Below are 21,590 nucleotides of genomic sequence, written 5' to 3' on the forward strand. Positions count from 1 at the left end.
CGGCGCACGATCCGGGCATCGGCCGCCCGAGGACACCGGTCCGTGGACGACCCGTGTGTCGGCCGACCCGCGTCTTACGGCCGGAACCAGGGCGAACGCCTGACTTCCGGCGGATAGCGGTACGACAGCACCCAGTCGGGTGCCTTCGGCCGCCACGTTCAACTGGCCTTGCGGCAAAGTTCAGTTCAGGGGGTGGCCCCTCCTGCCGAGGCGTTGCGAGAATCTGCGGCGCCTCGACAACAGGGAGCCCACGTGCGTCAGTTGACCTCCGCGATCGCCGCCGCCCTCGGCGCGCTCGCCCTCGTCCTCACCTCGTCCGGCACCGCCGACGCCAACGTCCTGCAGTTGCTGCCGCAGAACGCCGACGGCCTGGAACAGACCTTCTCCCCTGCCTACGACTACGACGGCGACGGCTGTTACGCCACCGCCGCCATCGGCAGCGACGGCACCATCAACCCCGGCCTGAAGCTGGGCGGCGACGTCAACGGCCACTGCCACGACTACGCGCAGCTCGCCAACGCCAACACCTACTCGCGCGAGAAGTGCAACAACGGCTGGTGCGCGGTGATGTACGCCAGCTACTTCGAGAAAGACCAGGCGACCCTCGGTCCCGCCGCCATCGGGCACACCCACGACTGGGAGCACGTGGTGGTGTGGATCAAGGACGACACCGTGCAGTACGTCTCGGTCTCCCAGCACTCCGGGTACCAGGTGGCGAACCGCTCCTCGGTGCGCTTCGACGGCACCCACCCGAAGATCGTCTACCACAAGGACGGCGTCTCCACCCACTGCTTCCGGTTCGCCGGCTCCAACGACGAGCCGCCGGAGAACGTGACGGGCGGCTGGTTCTACCCGCGGCTGGTCGGCTGGAACGGCTACCCGGCGGGCTACCGCGAGAAGCTGCTGAGCGCGGACTTCGGGGCGGCCACGATCAAGATCGACGACGGCGACTTCCAGTACGCGCTGGCAAACTCGATGCCGTCGGGCATCCCCTTCGACCCCAACGCCTGACCCCGGGCGCGCTCACCGGTCCGGTCCCGGCGCCGGGGCGGCGGCACCCGGCGGGCGCGGGTCCCGCTCCGAATGGGGCGGGGCGGGGCCCGCGCCCGGCGCCCCGGTCAGCCGGCCGGCTTGAGGTCGGTGATCTTCAAGGTCTTCAGGTCGGACTGCACGTCGATCCGGCTGACCTGCGCGTGCGGCCCGTCCCCCCAGGTGAGCGTGACCCTGCTGGTGGCGTGGCCGGCACCGGAACCGGTGTAGGCCACCTTCCACCTCACCGGCACGTTCTGCGCGAACAGGATGCCGTCGGCGTGCTCCTTCTTCTCGTAGGCGGCGACCTTCTTCCGCGCGGCGGCGGAGAGGTAGAAGCCGCGCAGCGCCTTCGCGCCGGCCGCGGCGGTCGGGTCGTCGGTGGCCCAGACGGCGTCGATGTAGGCGCCGTAGAAGTCGGCCACGTGCTGGGTGACGTTCCTCGGGTCGCCCTGCGCGGACGACACGGCGGCGGCACGGGTCGTGCCGCTCGCGGAGGCCCCCGCCAGGGCGGGCGTGACGGCGGCCAGGGTGAGGCCGGCCGTGAGGGCAGCGGCGGTCAGGAGAGTCTTACGGCTGCGCATGGACATGTGTCCCATTCCCCCGGTTTCTTCGCGACCGGTCTGATCCCGGCCGTCGACAGACCCTAAGACCGCTTTCCCCCCGCCCCGGTTCCCCTTTCCACTCCACTCTTTCCGGTCATTTCCGGTGCGGCCGCTCCCGCCCTTCGACGAGTCGGGCGAGGTTGTCCAGGGCCATGCGGGTGCCCCGTTCGTTGTCCTCGGGCGGAATCGCGTCGGCGACGCCCTCGTGCCGGATCTCCACGTCCGTGCCGCCGTCGGCCGCGGTGAGCGTCGTCGTCATGGTCATCGGGGACCGCAGGGCGTCGTCGCCGGTCTCGAAGGCGAGGACCTCGACGACCAGGGCGCCGGGCACGAGCCGGGCGAAGTGGCCCCGGTAGGTGTCCGTGCGCCCGTCCGACTTCCCGGCGCCGGCCGGGTCGTCGTAGGTGAGGGAGACCCGGAAGGCTCCGCCCTCACGGGCGTCGAAGGTGTGCACGCGGGCGGTCATGCCTGCCGGGACCCGCCAGGCCGCGACCGCCCCCGGGTCGGTCAGGGCCCGGTAGACGGCGTGCGGGGGCGCCTGCACGTGCCGGGTGACGCGGGTGGTGTACATGGGCTCACGGTAGCGGCCGGCGCCCGCCCCGGCCGTCGTACGACGGGAGGCGGGGCCGAGGTCCGGGAGGTGGGTCGGACCCCGGCCCCGGGTCTGTCACGGCTTGCGGGCGACCGCGCCGTACATCGCGATGTCCTCGTCCCGGATGCCCTGTTCGCCGCTGCCGTCGGGGTGCCACTTGTGCACCTGGACGATGCCGGGTTCGACCAGGTCCAGGCCCGTGAAGAACTCGTGGGCCTCGTCCAGGGTGCGCAGCCGCATCGGCATGTTCCGGGCCGCGTACTCGCGGGCGACCCGGCCCACCTCCTCGGGCGCGAACTCGGCGGTGCCGATGGACATCGCCAGGTGGCTGCCGGACGGCAGCGGCTCCAGCAGCCGCCGTACGACGCCGACCGCGTCGTCCGCGTCCAGCATGAAGTGGACGATCGCGATGACGGTGAGGGCGACGGGCCGGCTCAGGTCCAGGGTCTCGCGCAGCTCGGGGGCGTCCAGGATGGCCGCCGGGTCACGGAAGTCGGCCTCGATGTAGGCGGTCCGGCCCTCGGGGGCGCTGGCCAGCAGGCCCTGGGAGAGGGTGAGCACGATCGGGTCGTTGTCGACGTAGACGACCCGGGACTCGGGGGCCACCGCCTGGGCGATCTCGTGCAGGTTCGGCGAGGTCGGGATGCCGGTGCCGATGTCGAGGAACTGGCGCATGCTCGCCTCCTCGGCGAGCCAGCGCACGGCACGGTTCATGAAGTCGCGGTTGGCCCGCATGTGCACCGGGAGAGCGGGCCACTCCCGGGACATGGCGTCGCCCGCCTCCTTGTCGGCGGGGTAGTAGTCCTTGCCGCCGAGTATGTAGTCGTAGATGCGGGCGGAGTGGGCATTCTCGGTGTCGATCCGGTCGGCCGGCCATCCGTTGTCGGGCAACGCCGTGTCTCCCATTCGGTCGGTGGGGCTCGGGGCTTCGCGTCAGCAGGTACGAGGGCGGGGCGGGCGGGTGGCGGGGCGGGTCACAACTCCTTGCGCAGCGTGGCCAGTAGCGTCTCGGTCTTCCTGGCGGACGCGGCCTGGGCGCTCAGCCGGTCCAGGGCCTCCCGGTAGACCACGACCTCGTCGGCCTTGTCCAGGTAGACCGCCCCGACGAGGCCGCTGAGATAGGCGATGTCCGGCAGTTCGCGGGCCCGGAACCGGAAGACGTGGAAGGCGCCGGCCGACAGGGCGGGGTGCGGGCCGTTGGCGAACGGCATGAGCTGCACGGTGACCTGGGGCAGCCGGTTGACCTCGATGAGGTGGTCGATCTGCGCGCGCATCACCTCGGGACCGCCGACCGGCCAGCGCAGCACGGTCTCGTCCATCACCACCCACAGCCGCGGCGGGGTGGCCCTGGACAGCAGTTCCTGGCGGCGCATGCGCAGGGCGACGCGGCGTTCGGTGGCCTCGGCGGAGACGTGCGGATTCGCCGCGGTGAGCAGGGCGCGGGCGTAGTCCTCGGTCTGCAGCAGACCGTGCACGAACTGGTTCTCGTACGCGCGGATCTGCAGGGCCGCCTGTTCCAGGCTGAGGTAGGCGGAGAACCAGTCGGGCATGACATCGCGGTACGCGTGCCACCAGCCACGCTTGTTGGCCTCGCGCACGGACTGCAGGAAGGTGTCGATCTCCTGCTGGTCGGTGACGCCGTAGACCTGGAGCAGTTTCTCGGCGTCCGCGAGCCGCAGCCGGGACACCTTGGCGGCCTCCATGCGGCGGATCGTCGAGTGGCTGACCCCGATGGCGGCGCCCGCCTCGGCGTAGCTGAGGCCGGCCCGGGTGCGCAGTTCCTCCAGCCGTCTGCCGAGGATCATGCGCAGCACGCAGGGGGCGCCGCCCCAGTCGGTCTCCGCGGTCACGCCCACCCCCCTTGTCAGTCCCAGGACACCCTCGCATGCGATCCGTGTGCGCGGCCCATTCGATCACGTTCTGGCGGATGCAGCATGCACTTCGCCACTTGCAAATTTCAACTTGTCGGTTGCGGAGCGTGGTTGGCGGGTGCCAGAGTGGACTCACTGCTCCGGCCGACCCACGGAGCAGGCGGCGCGGGCGGCTCGGGGGAGACAGTCCGCCACCACGGCCTGTCGGCAGGCGGTGGGACGTCTGCTATCCGAACGGCCGGCCGACGCCCGCACCCTCACCCGAGAGGCCGGACGAAAGGCGCACGGCGATGGCTCTGCCCTCCCTCCACCGACGGCTCCCTCGACCCACCGACCAGGACAGACAACGCGCCGCGCGCGAACGGCGGTTGTTCCCGCGCGGCGACTGCGCCGCGCCGGCTGCCGACCCCACCCGGCGCCCCTGAACCACCCGGAGGCGAGCGCCCCGGTCGACTCCCTGGGCCCCACGGCCCCGACCGGCCTCGCCTCCGGGGCCACACGCCCGCCCGGGCCGCATGCCTGCCGGGCGTGCTCGTGACCGCGGGCACCGCCCGTCGCGCGGGCGGACTGCCGCCCCTCCGCCGAAGACCACCGCCACGAGGTCTCCCCTACATCGACGCGGGAAAGGACGCACCGGACCCCGCGCACCACACCGCCCCCGGACCATCCCCCACTCGTCCGAAGGACAGCCATGCACCACACTCCCACCCCCACTCCCACCACCCAGGCCGCCGACCCGTCCTGGACCCGCACCCGCCCCAAGCCCGGCTCCCAGGAACAGGCCGGCTGACCGGGCGGCGACCAGCGGCGCGGCCCGCCCCGCGCCCGTCAGTCCCGTTCCGACACCGAGGGAGACCCCCGGCGGTGCCCTGCCCGTCCCGGCCCTCGCTTCGCCCACACCCCGCAGCGCTACGGCATCCCGCCGCGACCCGCTAGATTCGCCGCCGGTGCGGAGCGTCCGTGCTCTCGGTGGGCCGGTGCCGTGTCCGCCGTGTGTGCTGTGGTGCCGGGGGTCTCATGGGCTGGTCGCTGTTCCGCCGCAACCGGATCGCGTCGGGGCTTCCGGTGCCGGGGCGGTGTGCGCCCGGACGGCACGTGCTGGCCACCGAGCGGCTGTTGCTGTTCACCCCGCGCACCCGCCTGGACGTGGCGGCGGCGCTCGCCGCGAGCGCGGACGCCGAGGCGCAGCGGTGGCTCGGCACCCAGGCGGACGAGGTGTTGCCCGACCCCGCCGTCCGCCGGGCCCTGCTGGCCTGGCGGCCCGCCGGGGAGGACGGCCGCCGGATCCCCCGCGAGCTGGCGGAACCCTTCACGCCCGGCCCGGACGATCCGCTCCTGCTGGTCTGTGTGCGGCGGTCCGACCTCGGTTACGCCGGTGCCCTCGAACTACAGCACCTGGTGGGCGAGATGGGCGGCTGGCTCGCGCCGGGCTGCCGTGGCCAGGGCCTGGGCGCGGAGCTGTTCCGCGCGGGCCTGGAGCTGGCCCACGGCCACCTGGGACTCGCCACGGTCCGGGCCGGGGCCGAGCCCGGGAACACCGCGAGCCGGCGCTCCCTGATCCGCGCGGGCTTCGTCCCCGACCAGGGCCCGCGCCGCCACACCCTGCCCGACGGCCGTGTGGTGGACGCCGTCTGGCACCGGCACGACACCCCGACGCCGGTGCGCTGCCTCTGACCGTCAGGACTCGTCCCGGCGGCGCCCGGTCACCCGGTCCGGGTCCGGGTCCGGCCACCGTACGTCGTAGGCCCGGCCGAGGTGTTCGAACCAGCGGATCAGCCGTGCGCCGGCGTCGAGTTGGCCGGTGAGCACGCCGTGCCGGGCGCTGGTGGGGTCGGCGTGGTGGAGGTTGTGCCAGGACTCGCCGAGGGACAGCGGGGCCGGCCACCACACGTTCCCGGAGCGGTCCCGGCTGCGGAAGGGGCGGGAACCGGCCGCGTGGCGGATGGAGTTGATGGACGAGGTCACGTGGTGCACCAGGCAGATGCGGACCAGTCCGGCCCAGAACAACGCGGTGAGCGCGCCCTGCCAGGAACGAGTCAGCGCCCCGCCCAGCAGCGCGGGCAGGGCGAGGGAGGCGAGGACCAGGACGCCGAAGCTCCGGGAGATCCGCAGCAGGGCGCGGTCGCGCACGAGGTCGGGCGCGTACCGCGGGGGCGGGGCGTGTTCGGTCGCGAACAGCCGGCCCAGGTGGGCGTGGAACATGCCCTTGGCGAGGGCGCGGTGTGAGTGGCCGTACCGCCAGGGCGAGCGCGGGTCGCCGTCCCGGTCGGAGAACTGGTGGTGTTTGCGGTGGCCGGCCACCCAGGTGATGAGCGGGCCCTGTACGGCGAGGCTGCCGGCCAGCGCGAGCGCGATCCGCAGCGGCCCCCTGGCCTTGAACGAGCCGTGGGTGAAGTGCCGGTGGCAGCCGACCGTGATGCCGCGTCCGCTGACCAGATAAAAGGCGACGGCGAGCGCGAGGTCCACCGGGCTGAGCCCGTGCCGCCAGACCAGCGGCACGGCGGCGAGCAGGGCGAGGAAGGGTACGGCCGACGAAGACACCGATCAGCAGTCGCTCGCCGGTGGGCCAGGAGCGGGTGCCGGCGGCCGGCGAGGTGGGTCCGGAGAACTCCGAGGGCATCGCGAGCCTTTCTCGGCCGGGGCGGCCCGGTCGACGGCGGTGAAGGCGAGCACGGCGTTCTGGCCACCGGAGCCGAAGGAGTTGCTGACCGCGGCTCGTATCCGCTGCGGCCGGGGCACCTTGGTGACGACGTCGAGGTCCATCGCCGGATCGAGCGTGTCCAGGTTGGCGGTGGGCGGGATCAGCTGGTGGCGCAGGCTGAGCACGGTGCAGGCCGCCTCGATGGCTCCGGCCCCGCCGATGGCGTGCCCGATGGCGCCCTTGACCGCGGTGACGGGCGGGGGACGGCGGAAGACCCGGTGCAGCGCGTTGTGCTCGGCGGCGTCGCCCTGCGGGGTGGCGGTGCCGTGCGCGTTGACGTGGTCGATGTCCTCGGGGGCCAGGCCGGCGTCGGCGAGGGCGCCGCTCAGGGCGCGGGCGGCACCGTCGCCGGCGGGGTGCGGGGCGGTGAAGTGGTGGGCGTCGCAGGAGGCGCCGAACCCGGCGAGCAGCGCCTCGGGGCGGGCGCGGCGGGCACGGGCGACCTCGGTGCGCTCCAGGACCGGGGTGGCGGCACGGCGGGACAGGGCGCGCATCTGGGCGAAGCAGGCGGCGGTCATGCGCAGCCGGGCCGACTCGCTGCCGCCGGCCAGAACCAGGTCGCAGTGGCCGGACAGCAGCCAGTCACGGGCCAGGCCGATCGCGCTGGTGCCGGAGGCGCAGGCGGTGCTGACCACCATGTTGGGGCCGAGGGCGCCGAGGTCCAGGGCGATCTCGGCGGCGGCCATGTTGGGCACGCTGCGCGGCAGTGCGAGCGGGGACACCCGCTCGGGGACCTGGTCGGCGAGCCGGTCGAACTCTGCCTGCCAGCCCTGCATCGACCCGGTGCCGACGCCCATCACCACGCCTACCCGGGCCCCGTCCCAGCCGTCCGGGGCGAGCCCGGCGTCGGCGACGGCCTCGCGGGCGGCGAGCAGCGCGAAGGTGGTGAACCGGTCGAGCCGGCGGGCCCGCCGGTGCCCGAGCAGGCCGGCCGTGTCCAGACCGGACACCTGGCAGGAGAAGGCCACGGGGAGCCCGGAAAGGGCAGGGTCGGCGGTGGCGGCGGACCGCCCGGCGCACAGGCCCGCCCAGGCCGCGTCCCTGCCGATGCCCGCCGGGGTGACCAGTCCCAGTCCGGTGACGGCGACCGGGGCCCGTCGCGTACCTGCTCTCACCTGCTGCATGAGGCGTGATTATCCGGACCGTTCGGCGGGGTCCCCGGCCACCACGACTCGTTCGGCCCAGGTCCGGCGGTGCTACCACCCGGATGCGCGAACGTGGAACGCCGGGCCTCAACGCGGCCCGGCGGACAGGCGGCAGCCCGCACCGGGTTCAGCGCCCGTCAGTCCGGCGTCCTCGCCAGGCCATGCCCGGCCGGGGTCCACTGCCCCGCCTGGCTACCGCGCTCGTCGGTGGCCAACCGAGCCCCGTATCGACCGCTGTCGCCGGACTCACCGTCCCTCGGTTCCGCCGCCCCCGCCGGGCCCACCGTGTGCCCCTCGGGGTCCGCCCTCCTCCGCGGATCCGCCTTCCTCCCCGGCCCCGCCGTCCAGCGCGCTGACCGCGGTCGACCACGCCTGGGCGAGTGCGGTTTCCAGGTCGTCCAAGGGGTGGTCGGACGTGTCCAGCCGGAGGGCGGGGCCGATGTGGACATGGACGCGGGGGCGGCGTACGGGCGCGGTGGCCCAGCCGGCGAGCTGTTTGGCGAGGCTGCCGGAGGAGACCCGGCGGGCGCCCGCGTGCCCGACCGGAAGCACCGGCGCGCCGGTGGACAGGGCGAGGCGGACCACCCCGGACTTCAGGCGTCCGGGCGGACGGTCGTGGGAGGCGCGGTAGCGGGGCAGGCCGCCCTCGGGATAGACGAGTACGCCCCGCCCTGCGGCGAGGGCGTCGGCGGCGGCCCGGAGGGCGTCCCCAGCGCGGCGGCCGCCCCGGTGGACGGGCACGTAGCCCTCCCGGGTGAGGGCCCGGCCGAGCAGGGGCACCCGCCACAGTCCGGCGGTGGCCAGGACGGCGGGACGCAGGCCGAGCCGGTGCAGGGTGCCGATGAGCAGGACCGGGTCGAAGAACGAGGTGTGGTTGGCGGCGAGGACGTATCCGGTGCCGGACGGCCGCACCAGGTGCCGGGTGCCGCTCACGTCGGTGTCGCTGAAGACGGGCGCCAGGGCCCCGGCCCATGCGGACAGCATCGGGCCCTCCTCTCCGCTGTGTCTCCCCCGTGCAGATCATCACCGGCACCGCGCTCCCGCGCACGCCCATTCTGCTCCGAATGCCTGTTTGACGTGCGGTGCCCACGCGCCGGTGGGCGAACGGCCGTCCCCGGTCCCGGCAGCGGCACCTGCACCTGTCCCGGCTGCGGCACCTCCTGCCGGGGCGGCGGCCGGGGCAGGTGCGGTGGCCGGAGGTGCGGCTGCCGGGGTAGGTACTGCGGCCGGTGCGGGGGCGGCTGCGCCGGCACCGGCGGCCGCTCCAGCACCTGTCTCGGCTACGGCACCTACACCGGCGGCCGCTCCTCCTCCCGCGGCTGCTCCGGCGCCGCCGGCTGCCGCGCCTGCACCGGCGGCAGCGCCTGCCCCAGCTACGGCACCTGCTCCAGCACCAGCCGCCGCTCCAACGCCTGCCCCGGCACCAGCGCCCGCAGCTGCGCCAGCCGCGGCTCCAGCACCGACGCCCGCCCTGGCACCAGCCGCCGCCCCGGCGCCCGCCGCTGCCACGCCGGCTGCAGCCACCCCCGGCATGGGAGCCGGTGCGGCCCCGCCCGGCAGCGGCGGAGGCGGCGGGAAGAGGACCCCGGGCGGCACCGGCAGGACCGGCGGCGCGGGGGGCAGAGCGGGCACAGGGGCGACAGGGGGCGCGGGGACAGAGGCCGGTGGGGGGAAGGGGCCCGGGCGGAAGCGGCGCCGGCGAGGGAGCCGCCGCGGGTGCGGGCGGCGGGGCCGGTGGTACAGGCTCCGGGGATGATGCCGGGGGACGGGGGTGGCGGCCGTGGGCGGATACTGGGTGAACTGACCAACAGCGCGGCCTACGGGCGGACTTCGACCCACGCCGGACGGCGGGGCACGACTGTACGAAGATCACTCCGGTGGCCACGACGGGCATCCGGCGCTCACCTGACCGCACAGCCGAGGCGGCGGGCCGGCTCAGGCGTCGGGCATCAGGCCCGCCGCGACCGTGGCACCCAGTTCCCAGCACGCCTGGATGTCGGCCTTGCCCGGTTCGCCGGTGACGGTCACCGGCTCTGCCGCCCGGCGCCAGCCGAGGCCTGTGGTGACGGTCTCGACGGCCCGGACGGCACCGGTGACGTCGTTGCCGCCGTGGACGTAGAAGCCGAAGGGGCGGCCCCGGGTCTCGTCGAGGCAGGGATAGTAGATCTGGTCGAAGAAGTGCTTGAGGGCGCCGGACATGTAGCCGAGGTTGGCGGGCGTGCCGAGCAGGTAGCCGTCGGCTTCGAGCACGTCGGAGGCGGTGGCCGACAGGGCCGCCCGGCGTACGACGCGCACGCCCTCGATCTCGGGCGTGGTGGCTCCGGACACGACCGCCTCGAACATGGCCTGGCAGTTCGGCGAGGGGGTGTGATGGATGATCAGCAGGGTAGGCACACCCGGCACCCTGCCGTGCGCGTACCGTCCCTCGCAAACGGCGGCTTCGAGGCGACTTTCACGGCACACTTCGAGACGCGCACTTCGAGGCGCACTTCGAGGCCACGCGACCGGCTCGCAGGGGACGGGACGCGCGGCCGGGCCGAGACAGGAGGATCAGTCGTGGTCGACGAGGACCGCAGGGCGCAGGCCGCCGTGGTGTTCGACGCGCTGGGGCTCAGCTACGAGCAGGCGTTCGCCGACTCCGCACCGCACCGGGCGTCGCTGCGCTGGCTGGTGGAGCGGCTGGCACCGGGCAGCAGGGTGCTGGACGTGGGGAGCGGGACGGGGCGCCCGACCGCGCAGACACTGGCCGAGGCCGGACACCGCGTGCTGGGCATCGACATCTCACCGGTCATGGTCGACCTGGCCGTGCGGCAGGTTCCCGGGGCGGAGTTCCGGCTCGCCGACATCCGCAAGACTGCGTTGCCGGAGGCCTCGTTCGACGCCGCGGTCGCGTACTTCTCGCTGCTGCAGATGTCCCGCGCCGAACAGGCGGCCGTCGTGGCGAAGCTGGCCCGCGCGGTACGGCCCGGTGGCTTCGTCGCACTGGCCACCGTGCCGCTGGACCTGGAGGACACGGAGGGCCTCTTCATGGGGCAGCCGGTACGGGTGACGAGCTTCGGCGCCGAGGCGTTCACCGAACTGGTCTCCGGCGCGGGCCTGAAGGTCCTGGCCGAGGAGCAGACCGTGTTCACCCCGCGCGGCCCCGAGGCGGGACCCGAACCGCAGCTCTTCCTCCACTGCGTGCGCGAGGCCGGGTGAGGCGGGACCGGTGAACCGCGTCCCGGTCGGCGTTGTCGGTGCCCTCGGTTACAGTGGCGGCTTCGAACCAAGGGGAGGCAACAGTGCAGGTCGGGGTGGGGACCGTCGGGGGCCGCATCGTCGTGGCGGCGGCGCTCGCCGCGGTGCTCGGCGGGTGTGCGGAGTCGGCGGACGGCGACGGCAAGAAGCCCGCGAGCCCGTCGGCGAGCGCCAAGGGCACGGCGGCCGGGGGCACGGGTGCGAAGGGCGCGGCGGCGGCCCGCGGCGGCACGATCGGCGCGGCCGGTTCGGCCTGCGAACTGCCCGTCAGCTTCGACATTGCCCGGCACTGGAAGGCCAAGTCGATCGACGCCGACAAGGAGTTGGCCAAGGCCTCGAAGGGCGAGGACGGCGATCTCAGCGGGGCGCTCGCCGACAGCTTCCTGCGGCAGGGCCCGGTCACCGCCGCCTGTGAGATCGACGCCAAGCCGGCCGGCAACATCGGCTTCCTGCGCGTGTGGAAGGGCAAGGCCGGCGACGCGGACGCGGGCGGTGTGCTGCGCGGGTTCGTCGCCGCCGAGGACGACGTCAGCAAGGCGACGTACCACTCCTTCAAGACCGGCGGCGGCGTCTCCGCGGTGGAGGTGGAGTACCTCTACACGAGCAAGCTCCTGGACGAGACCAAGAAGGAGAGCGCCTTCGCCGTCAGCACGCCCGACGGCCCGGTCGTCCTGCACCTGGGGGGCATGGACACCCAGGAGCACGAAGAGATGCGGCCCGCGTACGACCTCGCCAAGCAGACGCTCAAGATCGGCTGAGGACCGAGGACCTGTCACTCACGCACGGGCCGTGGCCCGGCCCAGGTAGGTGAGAGGACCGGCGTCGGCGACCGGGATCTCGTGGAAGCCGACCCGGTCGTAGAACGCGCGGGCGGCGGTGTTGACGGTGACCATGCCGAGGTGGACCGCCTGGACGCCCTGGCCGCGCAGGGCGTCCAGGAAGGTGTGCAGCAAGCGGCGGCCGTGGCCCCGCCCCTGCCAGGGCGGCAGCAGGTCGATGTGCAGATGGGCGGGGTAGGCGGCGAGTTCGGGGACGAGCATCCGCTCCGGGTGGTGCAGGAGATGGATCATCTCCTCGGTGGGCGTGCGGGGCGGCGCGGTGGGTTCCGGATAGCGGTCGGCCAGCCGGGGGATCCAGCTCCGCCGGAAGTCCTTCACGAAGCGCTCGGTGTCCGCCGTACCGACGATGTATCCCACGGCCCGGCCCGTGCCGTCGTCCAGCACGAAGGCCAGGTCCGGGTCGAAGTGGCAGTACGGCTCGGCGAAGAGCGACGGCATCAGGCGCTGGTCGGGATAGAGGGCCCGGGAGTCGCCCCCGTTGTCCGCGGTGCGGACGCAGACGTCGGCCACGGCGTCGCGGTCGGCGGAACGGTAGGGCCGGATCAGGGGGTTCGGATCGAGGGACGTCATGGCCCCATCCTGACCCCCTTGGGAGCGCTCCCACAAGGGGCCGTAGGGTCACGGCGGCGACCACCTCATAGGGTGGCCGCCGTCGTACGCGGACGGTCAGTAGCGCATGCGCCGGGCCCGGAGCAGCATGAACAGGCCCGACAGGGCGAGCAGCGTGCCGATGGCGGCGGGCCACAGATGCGCGCCCGTCTCCGCCAGACCGCCCTGGCTCGCCTGGGGTTCGGTTTGGGCGGCCGGCGGCGGGGCGTACGCGGCGGCGGTGGCGGTCTGCCCGGGCGCGGCGGTGGACGGGGCCGGTGCCGAACGCACCGGCGTGGACCGGGGTTCGGCGGACACGGCGGGTGCCGCCTTGTCGTCCGTGTCGTGCTTGGTGGTCCGGGCGGGCGACGTCGTCGCGTCGTGCCGTGGCGCCTCGCCGGTCCGGGACGCCGAGGGCGCGGGCGGGGAGGTGACGCTCCCGCCGTTCTCCTCGGTCGAGCCGTCACCGGGCGCCGCCGTGGCACTCGAACCGGTCGTGGGCGTCGGCGTCGCGGTGGAGTCGTCGTCGGCGTCGGCACCGCAGGTGCGGCCGGAGTTGATGCAGTCGACCATCTCGCGCATCAGGTTCTCGCTGAAGACGTTGATGAAGTCGCCGTGGTCGGTGACGGGCTTGTGCAACTGCTCGGGGAAGGAGTCCACCGCGAACAGCGGCACGGTACGTCCGCCGTCCGCGACGCTCGGCGCGTCGACGTCGTAGACGATGCGCTGCACCAGCTGCGGAATGGGCTGGAAGCCGGCCGGGCAGGAACCGTCGGCGGCCGCGAAGGCCACGTGGGTGCGGTGGTTGGCGCTGTCGATGTTGCGGCCGTCCCAGCAGCTCTGGAAGCGGAAGGTGCGCACCACGTCGCTGCCCGGCGGGCACAGCGGGTACTTGTCCTTGAGCTGCCGGTTCTCGTAACCGGTGCAGCTCCAGGACGCGTTGGCGTTGCCGGGGCCGTTGACGAAGGCCTTGGCGTCGCCGGTGATGATGCGCAGCAGGCGCGGCATGGCGGTGACCTTGCCGCGCGGGTTTCCGACGAAGGTCAGCGTGACCTGCTCGGGCGTCACGATCTGGCCCGCGTTGCCCTCCGTACCGCCGCCCGGGGCTCCGGCGTCCCGCTCCTGGGTGCCGTTCTGCAGGCGCAGCACCGGCCAGTAGTACGACGACTTGTCGCCCTGGTCCGCACAGCTCGTGCCGGCCTCGGCCAGGTCCTCGTCGCTCGCGAAGGCGTTGTTGCCCTGGTTGCCGATGTAGTCGTGGAAGTGGTGGGCGCCGTTGGAGACGCCGGGGGCGACGATGACGTTGTCGGAGTTGAACAGGCCACCCGCGTTGACCCCGCAGTCGGAGGTGAACGTGCCGCGCGAGGCGTCGGCGGCCTGTGGCGGCGGGGCGGACGCGTCGGGGGCTACGGCGGTGATGTCCGCGTAGTCGGAGACGACGGGCCCGTTGCCGCCCTGACCGGCACCGCTCTGCCCTTGGCCGGTGCCGCCCTGTCCCTGACCGCCGTCGTTCTGCCCTTGGCCGGTGCTGCCTTGGTCCGCACCGGCACCCCCCTGGTCCTGGCCGGTGCCGCCCTGCTCGCCGTCGTCCGGGGTGCCGGTGGCCTGACCGTTGTCGCCGGGGCGCAGGGTGCAGGCGGCCAGGTCGTCCAGGCCCTGCGGGCGTTCCCCCGCCCGGTCGATGGCGTCGGCGATCCGCCCGATGGACTCCGACCGCTTCTCCTCCAGCGGCTTCATGATCGTTTCCTCGGCGGAGCCGGCGTCCTGGCCACCGGCCCGCCCCGCCTGCTGCACCTGCTGGTACGCCGCCGCGATCTGCTGGTCCAGCACGGCGAGTTCGCGGTCGACATCGGGACGGGCCGCGTCCGGCACGGCCGTCAGCCGGCTGCCGACGTCGGGGCAGTCGATGGTCGCCATGCCCGAGGACAGGACGCGTCCGGAGGAGTCCGTACCGGATCCTTCGCCCCAGCCCTCGGTGGCCGAGGCGTAGACGTTCGCCCCGACGAGCCCGGCTCCGCCGAGCATCAGAGCGACCGCGGCGAGGGTCGCGCGTCGTGCGCCGGTCGGGCGTCTGCGCCTGTTGCGTACCAAGGTCGTCCCCTGTGTGTGATCGCCGGTGGTCTGACCGCCGGTGGGTGTGGCCGGCGGTCGGGCATGGAGTTCCCCGGCTTCATACGGGGGGCGGAGTCGCTGTGTTCAACAGAATCGCGAATTCACCGGGACCTCACAGGAAACCATGGTCGCGACCCCTTCCCCGTCGAACGTCGTCGCGAACATCACGAATATGTATCGGACATTTCACGCCTCAACCTTCACACGAGGTACACACGTTGGCTAGGTTGACGCGAGGCCGCCGCCCGGCTCTGCCCCGGCGCGCCGCCCAACTGCCCTGCGGGGCAAGGAAGGAGCACGTCTTCCATGGCGCCGGAGAGCCGCGACGAGGTGCGACAGCGGATCGCATCCCTCTACGACCAGGCGGAGAACGACACCGGTAACTTCAACGCGACCCGGGCCATGGCCGCCCGGACGCGTTCACGAGGCGTACCGCTGGCCAAGCGGGCGGGCCGGCGTTCGGATCCTGCGCTGGACGAGGTCGCGCGGCAGTGGTTCGACGCGGCACGCGCCGATGTCGGCCCGACCGTTCCCGCCGTACTGCCCGCCGACCGGCTGCCCGACAGGCCTGCCGCGCCATCGCGTTCGCGAGAGCGGATGGAGAGGCTTCCGCTTCCAGGGGGTGAGCGGGAGGTCCGCGCCCTACCGGTTGGCGGCACTGAGCCCCTCGGTCTGCCGAGCGGTGGCAGCGCGGCTCCTGGTCTCCCTGGTCTCCCTGGTCTCCCGAGTGGCGGCGGGGAGATCCGTGCCCTTCCGGGCGGTGAGCGGCGGGCGCTGGGCATGGGCGGCGGCCTGCTCGGACAGCGGTCCGCGGCGCTGGAACCGGGGACCGGCCAGGCAGTGGCCGAACTGACGACGGGCTCGGCGACAAACCCGACGAGCGGGTCCCTGCCGACGGGGCCCTTGGATGCGGAGTCCTTGCAGGCCGGGCCGCTGCCGGTCGGGGCCTTGCCGGTCGGGGCCCCGCCGGCTCTGGAGACCGGCCGGTCGGCGCTGGTCGATGCCACGAGCACCGGGGAACTTCCAGGCGTGCCGCTGGCTTTGAGCGACGGTACGGCAGACACGGCCGGCTGGGGCACGGCAGAACCGGCCGCGTGGAGCACGGCAGAACCGGCCGCCTGGGCCACGGCAGGACCGGCGAGTTGGGCCATTGCAGAACCGGCGAGCCCCGCCGTCCTGCCGGACGTCGTGCACACCGCCGCTCAACGGGCGGCGGTTCAGCTGCCCCGGGCGCTCCCCGGCGCCGCCGGATTCGTTCGCCTGTCCCCCGCTGCCTCCAAGGCCGGCATTCGGCGCAAGCTCGACACAGCGCGTGCCCTGCTGTCCGGGCGCACGGCCCAACTCGGCTTGCCGAACGCCGGGGTTCGGCCGGTACCGGTGCCGCCCGACTGGTCGGCCGGCGCGCGACAGATGGCACAACCCGCCATGACCTCGTCGGTCCAGTGGCAGCAACAGGGCGCGGAACCCGCTTTGTCAGCAGCGACGGCAGGCACTCCGCCGGTCGACATCAGCCCTCCCGTGACCGACACCGGCGCCCTGCCGCTCCCCCTCCCCCTGCCCGCACCCGCGCCCGTCGAGCCCCCTCGCGCTCACCGTGCCGCCAAGGCCATCGCCTTCGCTCGGGCGCAGCTCGGGAAGCCGTGCGTGTGGGGCGCGACCGGGCCGGACTCCTACGACTGCTCCAGCCTCACCCAGGCCGCGTGGAAGGCGGCCGGTGTCACGCTGCCGCGCGCCGCGCACGAGCAGGCGCTGGCCGGAACGCCGGTCACGACCGCCGGGCTCGAACCCGGCGACCTCGTCCTCTTCTTCGAGGGCGACCGGCATGTGGGCCTGTACGTCGGCGACGGGATGATGGTCCACGCCCCCGGACCGGGGTCGTCCATCCGCGAGGAGTCGATCTACGGCGCCGGCGAGGCGGCGATCCACCGGATCATCCGTCCGGCCTGACAGATGTCGGCGTCGGCGTCGACTGCCCGGACGACGGTCGTTCAGCCGCCGCGCCGGGACAGCGCGGCGTGGAGAGCCGTGGTCCACGGCAGCCGGCGGGGGTCGGGGCCCGCCGTGTCCCAGGCCACGCGTGTGCACGACCACCGTCCACCAACCCCGCCGCACTCATAAGGCGCCCCTGGACAAGGCATAAGATCAGCTTATGAGGTCATAGACCGGACCCGCGTACCGACTTAGGACAGCCTTAGTTTAGGCTTCGTGATCAAGTCGCCCATTCACGCGCGAAGGGAACCTGATCATGCCGCGCCCCCTGCGGGTAGCCATCGTCGGAGCCGGCCCCGCCGGGATCTACGCCGCCGACGCCCTGCTCAAGTCCGAGGTGGCCGCCGACCCCGGTGTGTCCATCGACCTCTTCGAGCGGATGCCCGCCCCGTTCGGCCTGATCCGGTACGGCGTCGCGCCCGACCACCCGCGCATCAAGGGCATCGTCACCGCCCTGCACCAGGTGCTCGACAAGCCGCAGGTCCGCCTGTTCGGCAACGTCGACTACCCGACGGACATCAGCCTGGACGACCTGCGCGCCTTCTACGACGCGGTGATCTTCTCGACCGGCGCGATGGCCGACCGGGAGCTGCCCATACCCGGCATCGACCTGGACGGCTCCTACGGCGCCGCCGACTTCGTCTCCTGGTACGACGGTCACCCGGACGTGCCCCGCACCTGGCCCCTGGAGGCCGAGAAGGTCGCCGTGCTCGGCGTCGGCAACGTCGCCCTGGACGTCGCCCGCATCCTCGCCAAGACCGCCGACGAGCTGCTGCCGACCGAGATCCCGCCGAACGTCTACGACGGCCTGAAGGCCAACAAGGCCATGGAGATCCACGTCTTCGGCCGCCGTGGCCCGGCACAGGCGAAGTTCAGCCCGATGGAGCTCCGCGAGCTGGACCACTCCCCGAACATCGAGGTCATCGTCGACCCCGAGGACATCGACTACGACGAGGGCTCGATCGCGACCAGGCGCGGGAACAAGCAGGCCGACATGGTGGCCAAGACGCTGGAGAACTGGGCGATCCGCGACGCCGGCGACCGCCCGCACAAGCTGTTCCTGCACTTCTTCGAGTCTCCGGCCGAGATCCTCGGCGAGGACGGCAAGGTCGTCGGCCTGCGCACCGAGCGCACCGCCCTGGACGGCACCGGCAACGTCAAGGGCACCGGCGAGTTCAAGGACTGGGACGTCACGGCGGTCTACCGCGCGGTCGGGTACCTCTCCGAGAAGCTGCCCAAGCTCCCCTGGGACATCGACTCCGGAACCGTCCCGGACGAGGGCGGCCGGGTGATCGAGGAGGGCGGCACCCACCTGCAGTCCACCTACGTCACCGGCTGGATCCGGCGCGGCCCCGTCGGCCTCATCGGCCACACCAAGGGCGACGCCAACGAGACCGTGGCCAACCTGCTGGACGACTACGCGGGCGGCCGTCTGCACACCCCCGCCTCGCCCGAGCCGGAGGCCGTGGACGCCTTCCTCGCCGAGCGGAACGTCCGCTGCACCACCTGGGAGGGCTGGTACAAGCTGGACGCCGCCGAGCGTGCCCTGGGCGAGCCGCAGGGCCGCGAGCGCGTGAAGATCGTCGAGCGTGAGGACATGCTGCGGGAGAGCGGGGCGTAAGCGCCCTCCCTTCCTTCGGGTCCAGGGGGCCGGCGCCGGTGCGCCGGCCCCCGCGCCGCTCCGTCACGCGCCGCCCGGGCGAACAGCTCGTGCAGCGGGACCGGTGACAGCGGCCGGGGTGTAGCCTCCCGCGAGTCCGGGCGTGGTGGGGGGTTCCAGCCCGGCCGGGCCCTCGGTGGTCGGGCGGGCCGGGGCACCGGCGCGGCGTCCCGCGGCGATGCGGCGCTTGGCGGCCCCGGCACCGGCGGCCATCCGCTCGGCCTCCGCGTCGAGCACCGTCACGCCGTCGTCGGTGAGCCGGTAGTAGCGCCGCAGCCGGCCCTGCTGCACCTCCTCCCGGTCCAGCACGATCAGGCCGTCGGCGGTGAGCCGGTCCAGCACGCCGTACAGCGTGCCGACCCTCAACTGCACCTCCCCGTCGGACAGTTCCTCGACCTCGCGCAGGATGCCGTAGCCGTGCCGCGGCTGGTCGGCGAGCGCCGTGAGGACGAAGAACGCCGCTCGGGTGACGCACCGGGGATGACTCGATCGGGTGTCTTCTGGCCGGAAGGCCGCGCGTGCGGTCCGGGGCAGGGCGATGCCGGGCCTCGGGCTGCGCGGCGGCAAAACGGGTGAGGTGAGTGACGCCGTTCGGGTGGGTGACGCCTCACGTACGTGACGCGAACGGAGCCCGTCCCGCACGTGGCGCGAACGGGGCCCGCCCCTGAGCGGATGGACGGGCGGGCCCCGTTCGCCGGACATTGTGGGTGCCGCGACCGCCGACCGGGCACGGGTGAACCGCGGTCACCTGATGCGCACCGCGCGCACCCCGGGCGTACGGCGCACACCCCGTGCTCCGGTCGCACCCCCGGGCGACGCGCGGGGCCGGGCCCCCGCCGCCGTGTCGCCCCGCCGAACGGTGATACTGGGAGCCGCACCCGCCCCCATCAGCAGATTGGCTCATGTCGAACTCCGCCGGCGACCGCGCCACCATCCCGCAGACCCTCTGGGCGGCCCGGGGCCGCCACACCGGTACCGCCCCCGAGGACGTCGTCCGCCGCACCTTGCGACGACACAAGGAGAGCGGGGACATCGACGACTTCGCCGAGCCGCCCGCGGCCGAGGACCCGGCCCGGCGGGTCTTCGAGGCCCGCTGGCGGGCCGGCGCCACGGTGACGGTGCGGGCCCGGCTCACCCTCGTCCCACGGGCGGGCCGGCTGCCCGGCCACGAGTGGCGGCTGGTCGCGGAGGCGGAGCGTCCGTGGGACGACGCCTGGCCGTCGCCCGCGACGCTCTTCTGGCCCGAGGGCGGCTCGGCCGAGGGTGACGACGGCGCCTGGGACCATCACCCCACGGTCGCGGGCCTGCGCCTGCGGCACGTCAACGCGCTGCCGGAGGACGACAAGGAGATGCGGCGCCGACTGCGGGACGCGGCCCGGGAGGCGTGGTGCGTCCATGTCGTCGTCCACGAGGCGATGACCCCGGACGAGCGGGGCCGGCTGCCGCTGGCGCGGCTGCTGCCGCCCGGGCTGCGGCACCACGTGGTCGAGCACCGGGCCACGCCGCAGCAACTGCGCGCCGTCAACTGGGCGCTGAAGGACCTCGGTGTCGAGGTGCCGCGCGGCGGCGCGGTACTGCTGCCGCCGGATCCGGCGCCGGAAGGGTACGACGGCCGGGAGCACAGCGTGCGCAACGTCTTCCTGGACGGTTCGGAACCGGCCGAACTCATCACGGCGCTACGGCACTTCGTCGCCCTTCCCCGGCCGCTGCCGAAGGACGCCGAGGAGGCGCTGACGGACCTGCGCGAGAACTGGACCCTGTTGACGCTTCAGGAGGAGCTGGAGCGCGAGCGGCGGCTGGTCGCCATGTACGCCGAGGCGCTGGAGGCGATGACGAAGTCCCGGGACCTGTACAAGCAGGCCGCCGAGCAGGCGCTGGAGGCCCTGGCGGCGTACCGCGACGTCCCCGCGCCCGCGCTCCCCCAGCAACGGCCCGCCGCCCGGACACCGGGCGCGCTGCAGCAACTGACGCGGACGTTCGAACGGCTGAAGCTGACGGCCATGGGCAGGCAGCAGGAGTCTGCCGCCGATGCCTCGCCGAACGGCACGGCGCGGGAGGACGACGGCGACGGGGTCGCGGGCGCCGGCGGCGATGCGGACGGCCGCTCATCGTAGGAGTTCGTCGGGGTACATGGACGGTCATGCCGTTCGTAGGCGCCCCACTCGGACAAGGAGCCGGAATGGACACGACCACGACCCTGCTGGTGATCGCCGCCGTCATCGCGGTGGCGCTGCTCGCCGTCGCGGTCCGTCTGCTGGTCCGGCTGGTGCGGGCCCGGCGGACGCTGCGACGGGCGGGGCTGCCGACGGGACCCCGGTGGGTGTTCTGGGGCGCGGTCGCGTATCTGGTGCTGCCCACCGATCTGCTGCCCGACCCGGTCTACCTGGACGACATCGGCGTGCTGCTCCTCGCCCTGCGCAGTCTGCGCGCCGCCCGGCCGCTGCCGCGCGGGACGACCGAGCCCTGACCGGCCGGGCGCGGTATGCCGCACCATGGGGCGATGCGAACCGTGTTCACCGGCATACCCGGTGCCCCGACGGCCCCCGACGTGGCCGTGGTCGTCGACGTGATGCGGGCGTTCACCGTGGCCGCCTGGGCGTTCCGGCGCGGAGCCGAGCGGATCGTCTTCGCCGGCACGCGGCGGGAGGCGCTGGCGCTGAAGGCCCGTCATCCGGACTGGCTCGCCTGCCAGGACGGGGCGCCGGCGCCGGGGTTCGACCTGGTCAACTCGCCGGCCCGGCTGCGTGCGCTCGACCTGCGGGGCCGTACGGTCGTCCAGAAGACCACCGCCGGGACGGCCGGGGCGCTGGCCGTGGCGGACGCCGGGCTGCTGCTGTGCGCGAGCTTCGCGGTGGCCGGGGCGACCGCCGAGGCGCTGCGACGCGCCCGGGCGCAGGAGGTGACCTTCGTGGTCACCGGGGACGGCGGACGGGCCGAGGAGGATCTGGCCTGCGCGGAGTACATCGCGGAACGCGTGCGGGCGGACGACGCCGACGCGGGCCCCTACCTGGACCGGGCCCGGCGCTCCACCGGCGCCGCACGGCTGGCCGACGGCGTGCGGCGCGGGTGGGCCGGTGTCGACCCCGAGGACATGGCCGTGTGCCTGGAGACGGACACGTTCACGTCGGCCATGGCGGCCACCCGCGAGGACGGCCACCTGGTGCTGCGCCCATGGGCATCCTCCGCGGAGCCGGCCGCCCTCCCCTAGAGGAGTCCGGCAGC

At 73.7% G+C, this 21,590-nt stretch carries 20 protein-coding genes; 9 read left to right on the forward strand and 11 right to left on the reverse strand.

The annotated features are described in order from the left end of the window. Positions 1 to 252: 252 nt before the first annotated feature. Positions 253 to 1,011 carry an NPP1 family protein gene (locus tag OO52_RS03335; protein ID WP_030640756.1) on the forward strand — a complete coding sequence of 253 codons (759 nt, stop codon included), beginning with the start codon at positions 253 to 255 and terminating at the stop codon, positions 1,009 to 1,011. 107 nt (positions 1,012 to 1,118) lie between these two features. On the opposite strand, the gene OO52_RS03340 is transcribed toward OO52_RS03335, so the two are convergent. The 4 genes from OO52_RS03340 to OO52_RS03355 form a co-directional block, all read right to left on the reverse strand. Then, complete coding sequence (locus OO52_RS03340) at positions 1,119 to 1,613, reverse strand: hypothetical protein (RefSeq protein WP_234339337.1); 495 nt, start codon at positions 1,611 to 1,613, stop codon at positions 1,119 to 1,121. 115 nt (positions 1,614 to 1,728) lie between these two features. Further along, the gene (locus OO52_RS03345) at positions 1,729 to 2,205 is read right to left on the reverse strand and encodes an SRPBCC domain-containing protein (RefSeq protein ID WP_030640760.1); all 477 of its coding nucleotides are present in this window, start codon (positions 2,203 to 2,205) and stop codon (positions 1,729 to 1,731) included. Between the two features lie 96 nt (positions 2,206 to 2,301). Next, complete coding sequence (locus OO52_RS03350) at positions 2,302 to 3,117, reverse strand: SAM-dependent methyltransferase (protein WP_030640762.1); 816 nt, start codon at positions 3,115 to 3,117, stop codon at positions 2,302 to 2,304. Positions 3,118 to 3,200: 83 nt separating this feature from the next. Then, positions 3,201 to 4,076 carry a helix-turn-helix domain-containing protein gene (locus OO52_RS03355; protein WP_030640763.1) on the reverse strand — a complete coding sequence of 292 codons (876 nt, stop codon included), beginning with the start codon at positions 4,074 to 4,076 and terminating at the stop codon, positions 3,201 to 3,203. A gap of 1,038 nt (positions 4,077 to 5,114) precedes the next feature. On the opposite strand from OO52_RS03355, the gene OO52_RS03360 reads away from it, so the two are divergent. Further along, positions 5,115 to 5,771, forward strand: a complete 657-nt coding sequence (locus OO52_RS03360; RefSeq protein ID WP_030640766.1) for a GNAT family N-acetyltransferase — start codon at positions 5,115 to 5,117, stop codon at positions 5,769 to 5,771. 3 nt (positions 5,772 to 5,774) lie between these two features. On the opposite strand, the gene OO52_RS03365 is transcribed toward OO52_RS03360, so the two are convergent. The 4 genes from OO52_RS03365 to OO52_RS03380 all read right to left on the reverse strand — a co-directional run bounded on the left by OO52_RS03365 (position 5,775) and on the right by OO52_RS03380 (position 10,337). Beyond that, positions 5,775 to 6,638: an acyl-CoA desaturase gene (locus tag OO52_RS03365; protein ID WP_051818176.1), complete on the reverse strand. Its 864-nt coding sequence runs from the start codon at positions 6,636 to 6,638 to the stop codon at positions 5,775 to 5,777. 3 nt (positions 6,639 to 6,641) lie between these two features. Further along, positions 6,642 to 7,922, reverse strand: a complete 1,281-nt coding sequence (locus tag OO52_RS03370; RefSeq protein WP_078876702.1) for a beta-ketoacyl-[acyl-carrier-protein] synthase family protein — start codon at positions 7,920 to 7,922, stop codon at positions 6,642 to 6,644. 267 nt (positions 7,923 to 8,189) lie between these two features. Beyond that, positions 8,190 to 8,927: a lysophospholipid acyltransferase family protein gene (locus OO52_RS03375; protein ID WP_063738771.1), complete on the reverse strand. Its 738-nt coding sequence runs from the start codon at positions 8,925 to 8,927 to the stop codon at positions 8,190 to 8,192. 951 nt (positions 8,928 to 9,878) lie between these two features. Then, entirely contained in the window at positions 9,879 to 10,337 is a 459-nt protein-coding gene (locus tag OO52_RS03380; protein ID WP_030640776.1) for a flavodoxin family protein, read from the reverse strand. Positions 10,338 to 10,499: 162 nt separating this feature from the next. Between OO52_RS03380 and OO52_RS51955 the strand changes: the two genes are divergently transcribed. Both OO52_RS51955 and OO52_RS03390 read left to right on the forward strand, forming a co-directional pair. Next, positions 10,500 to 11,141: a class I SAM-dependent methyltransferase gene (locus tag OO52_RS51955; RefSeq protein WP_030640778.1), complete on the forward strand. Its 642-nt coding sequence runs from the start codon at positions 10,500 to 10,502 to the stop codon at positions 11,139 to 11,141. Positions 11,142 to 11,224: 83 nt separating this feature from the next. Beyond that, positions 11,225 to 11,938, forward strand: coding sequence for a lipoprotein (locus tag OO52_RS03390; RefSeq protein ID WP_030640780.1), 714 nt, complete (start codon positions 11,225 to 11,227; stop codon positions 11,936 to 11,938). A gap of 18 nt (positions 11,939 to 11,956) precedes the next feature. Here the strand turns inward: OO52_RS03390 and OO52_RS03395 are convergent, their stop codons facing one another. Both OO52_RS03395 and OO52_RS03400 read right to left on the reverse strand, forming a co-directional pair. Continuing rightward, the gene (locus tag OO52_RS03395) at positions 11,957 to 12,589 is read right to left on the reverse strand and encodes a GNAT family N-acetyltransferase (RefSeq protein WP_030640782.1); all 633 of its coding nucleotides are present in this window, start codon (positions 12,587 to 12,589) and stop codon (positions 11,957 to 11,959) included. Positions 12,590 to 12,685: 96 nt separating this feature from the next. Then, on the reverse strand, positions 12,686 to 14,632 hold the full coding sequence (locus OO52_RS03400; protein ID WP_030640785.1) for a DUF1996 domain-containing protein: 1,947 nt from the start codon (positions 14,630 to 14,632) through the stop codon (positions 12,686 to 12,688). 1,605 nt (positions 14,633 to 16,237) lie between these two features. On the opposite strand from OO52_RS03400, the gene OO52_RS52440 reads away from it, so the two are divergent. Next, positions 16,238 to 16,666, forward strand: coding sequence for a C40 family peptidase (locus tag OO52_RS52440; RefSeq protein WP_051816223.1), 429 nt, complete (start codon positions 16,238 to 16,240; stop codon positions 16,664 to 16,666). A gap of 298 nt (positions 16,667 to 16,964) precedes the next feature. Beyond that, positions 16,965 to 18,329, forward strand: coding sequence for an FAD-dependent oxidoreductase (locus OO52_RS03410; RefSeq protein ID WP_030640787.1), 1,365 nt, complete (start codon positions 16,965 to 16,967; stop codon positions 18,327 to 18,329). Positions 18,330 to 18,392: 63 nt separating this feature from the next. Here the strand turns inward: OO52_RS03410 and OO52_RS03415 are convergent, their stop codons facing one another. After that, positions 18,393 to 18,935 (reverse strand): PadR family transcriptional regulator, encoded by a 543-nt coding sequence (locus OO52_RS03415; RefSeq protein ID WP_420711364.1) that lies wholly within the window; start codon positions 18,933 to 18,935, stop codon positions 18,393 to 18,395. Between the two features lie 335 nt (positions 18,936 to 19,270). Between OO52_RS03415 and OO52_RS03420 the strand changes: the two genes are divergently transcribed. The 3 genes from OO52_RS03420 to OO52_RS03430 all read left to right on the forward strand — a co-directional run bounded on the left by OO52_RS03420 (position 19,271) and on the right by OO52_RS03430 (position 21,576). Beyond that, positions 19,271 to 20,482 carry a hypothetical protein gene (locus tag OO52_RS03420; RefSeq protein ID WP_030640790.1) on the forward strand — a complete coding sequence of 404 codons (1,212 nt, stop codon included), beginning with the start codon at positions 19,271 to 19,273 and terminating at the stop codon, positions 20,480 to 20,482. A 65-nt stretch (positions 20,483 to 20,547) separates the two neighbouring features. Further along, entirely contained in the window at positions 20,548 to 20,835 is a 288-nt protein-coding gene (locus OO52_RS03425) for a DUF1232 domain-containing protein (RefSeq protein ID WP_030640792.1), read from the forward strand. Positions 20,836 to 20,868: 33 nt separating this feature from the next. Next, a complete protein-coding gene (locus tag OO52_RS03430; RefSeq protein WP_030640794.1) occupies positions 20,869 to 21,576 on the forward strand; it encodes a 2-phosphosulfolactate phosphatase in 708 nt (235 codons plus the stop codon). The last annotated feature ends 14 nt before the right edge of the window (positions 21,577 to 21,590 follow it).

Origin of the sequence: Streptomyces flaveolus, assembly GCF_000716535.1 — a bacterium.
In the GTDB taxonomy this organism is placed as follows: Bacteria; Actinomycetota; Actinomycetes; order Streptomycetales; family Streptomycetaceae; genus Streptomyces; species Streptomyces flaveolus_A.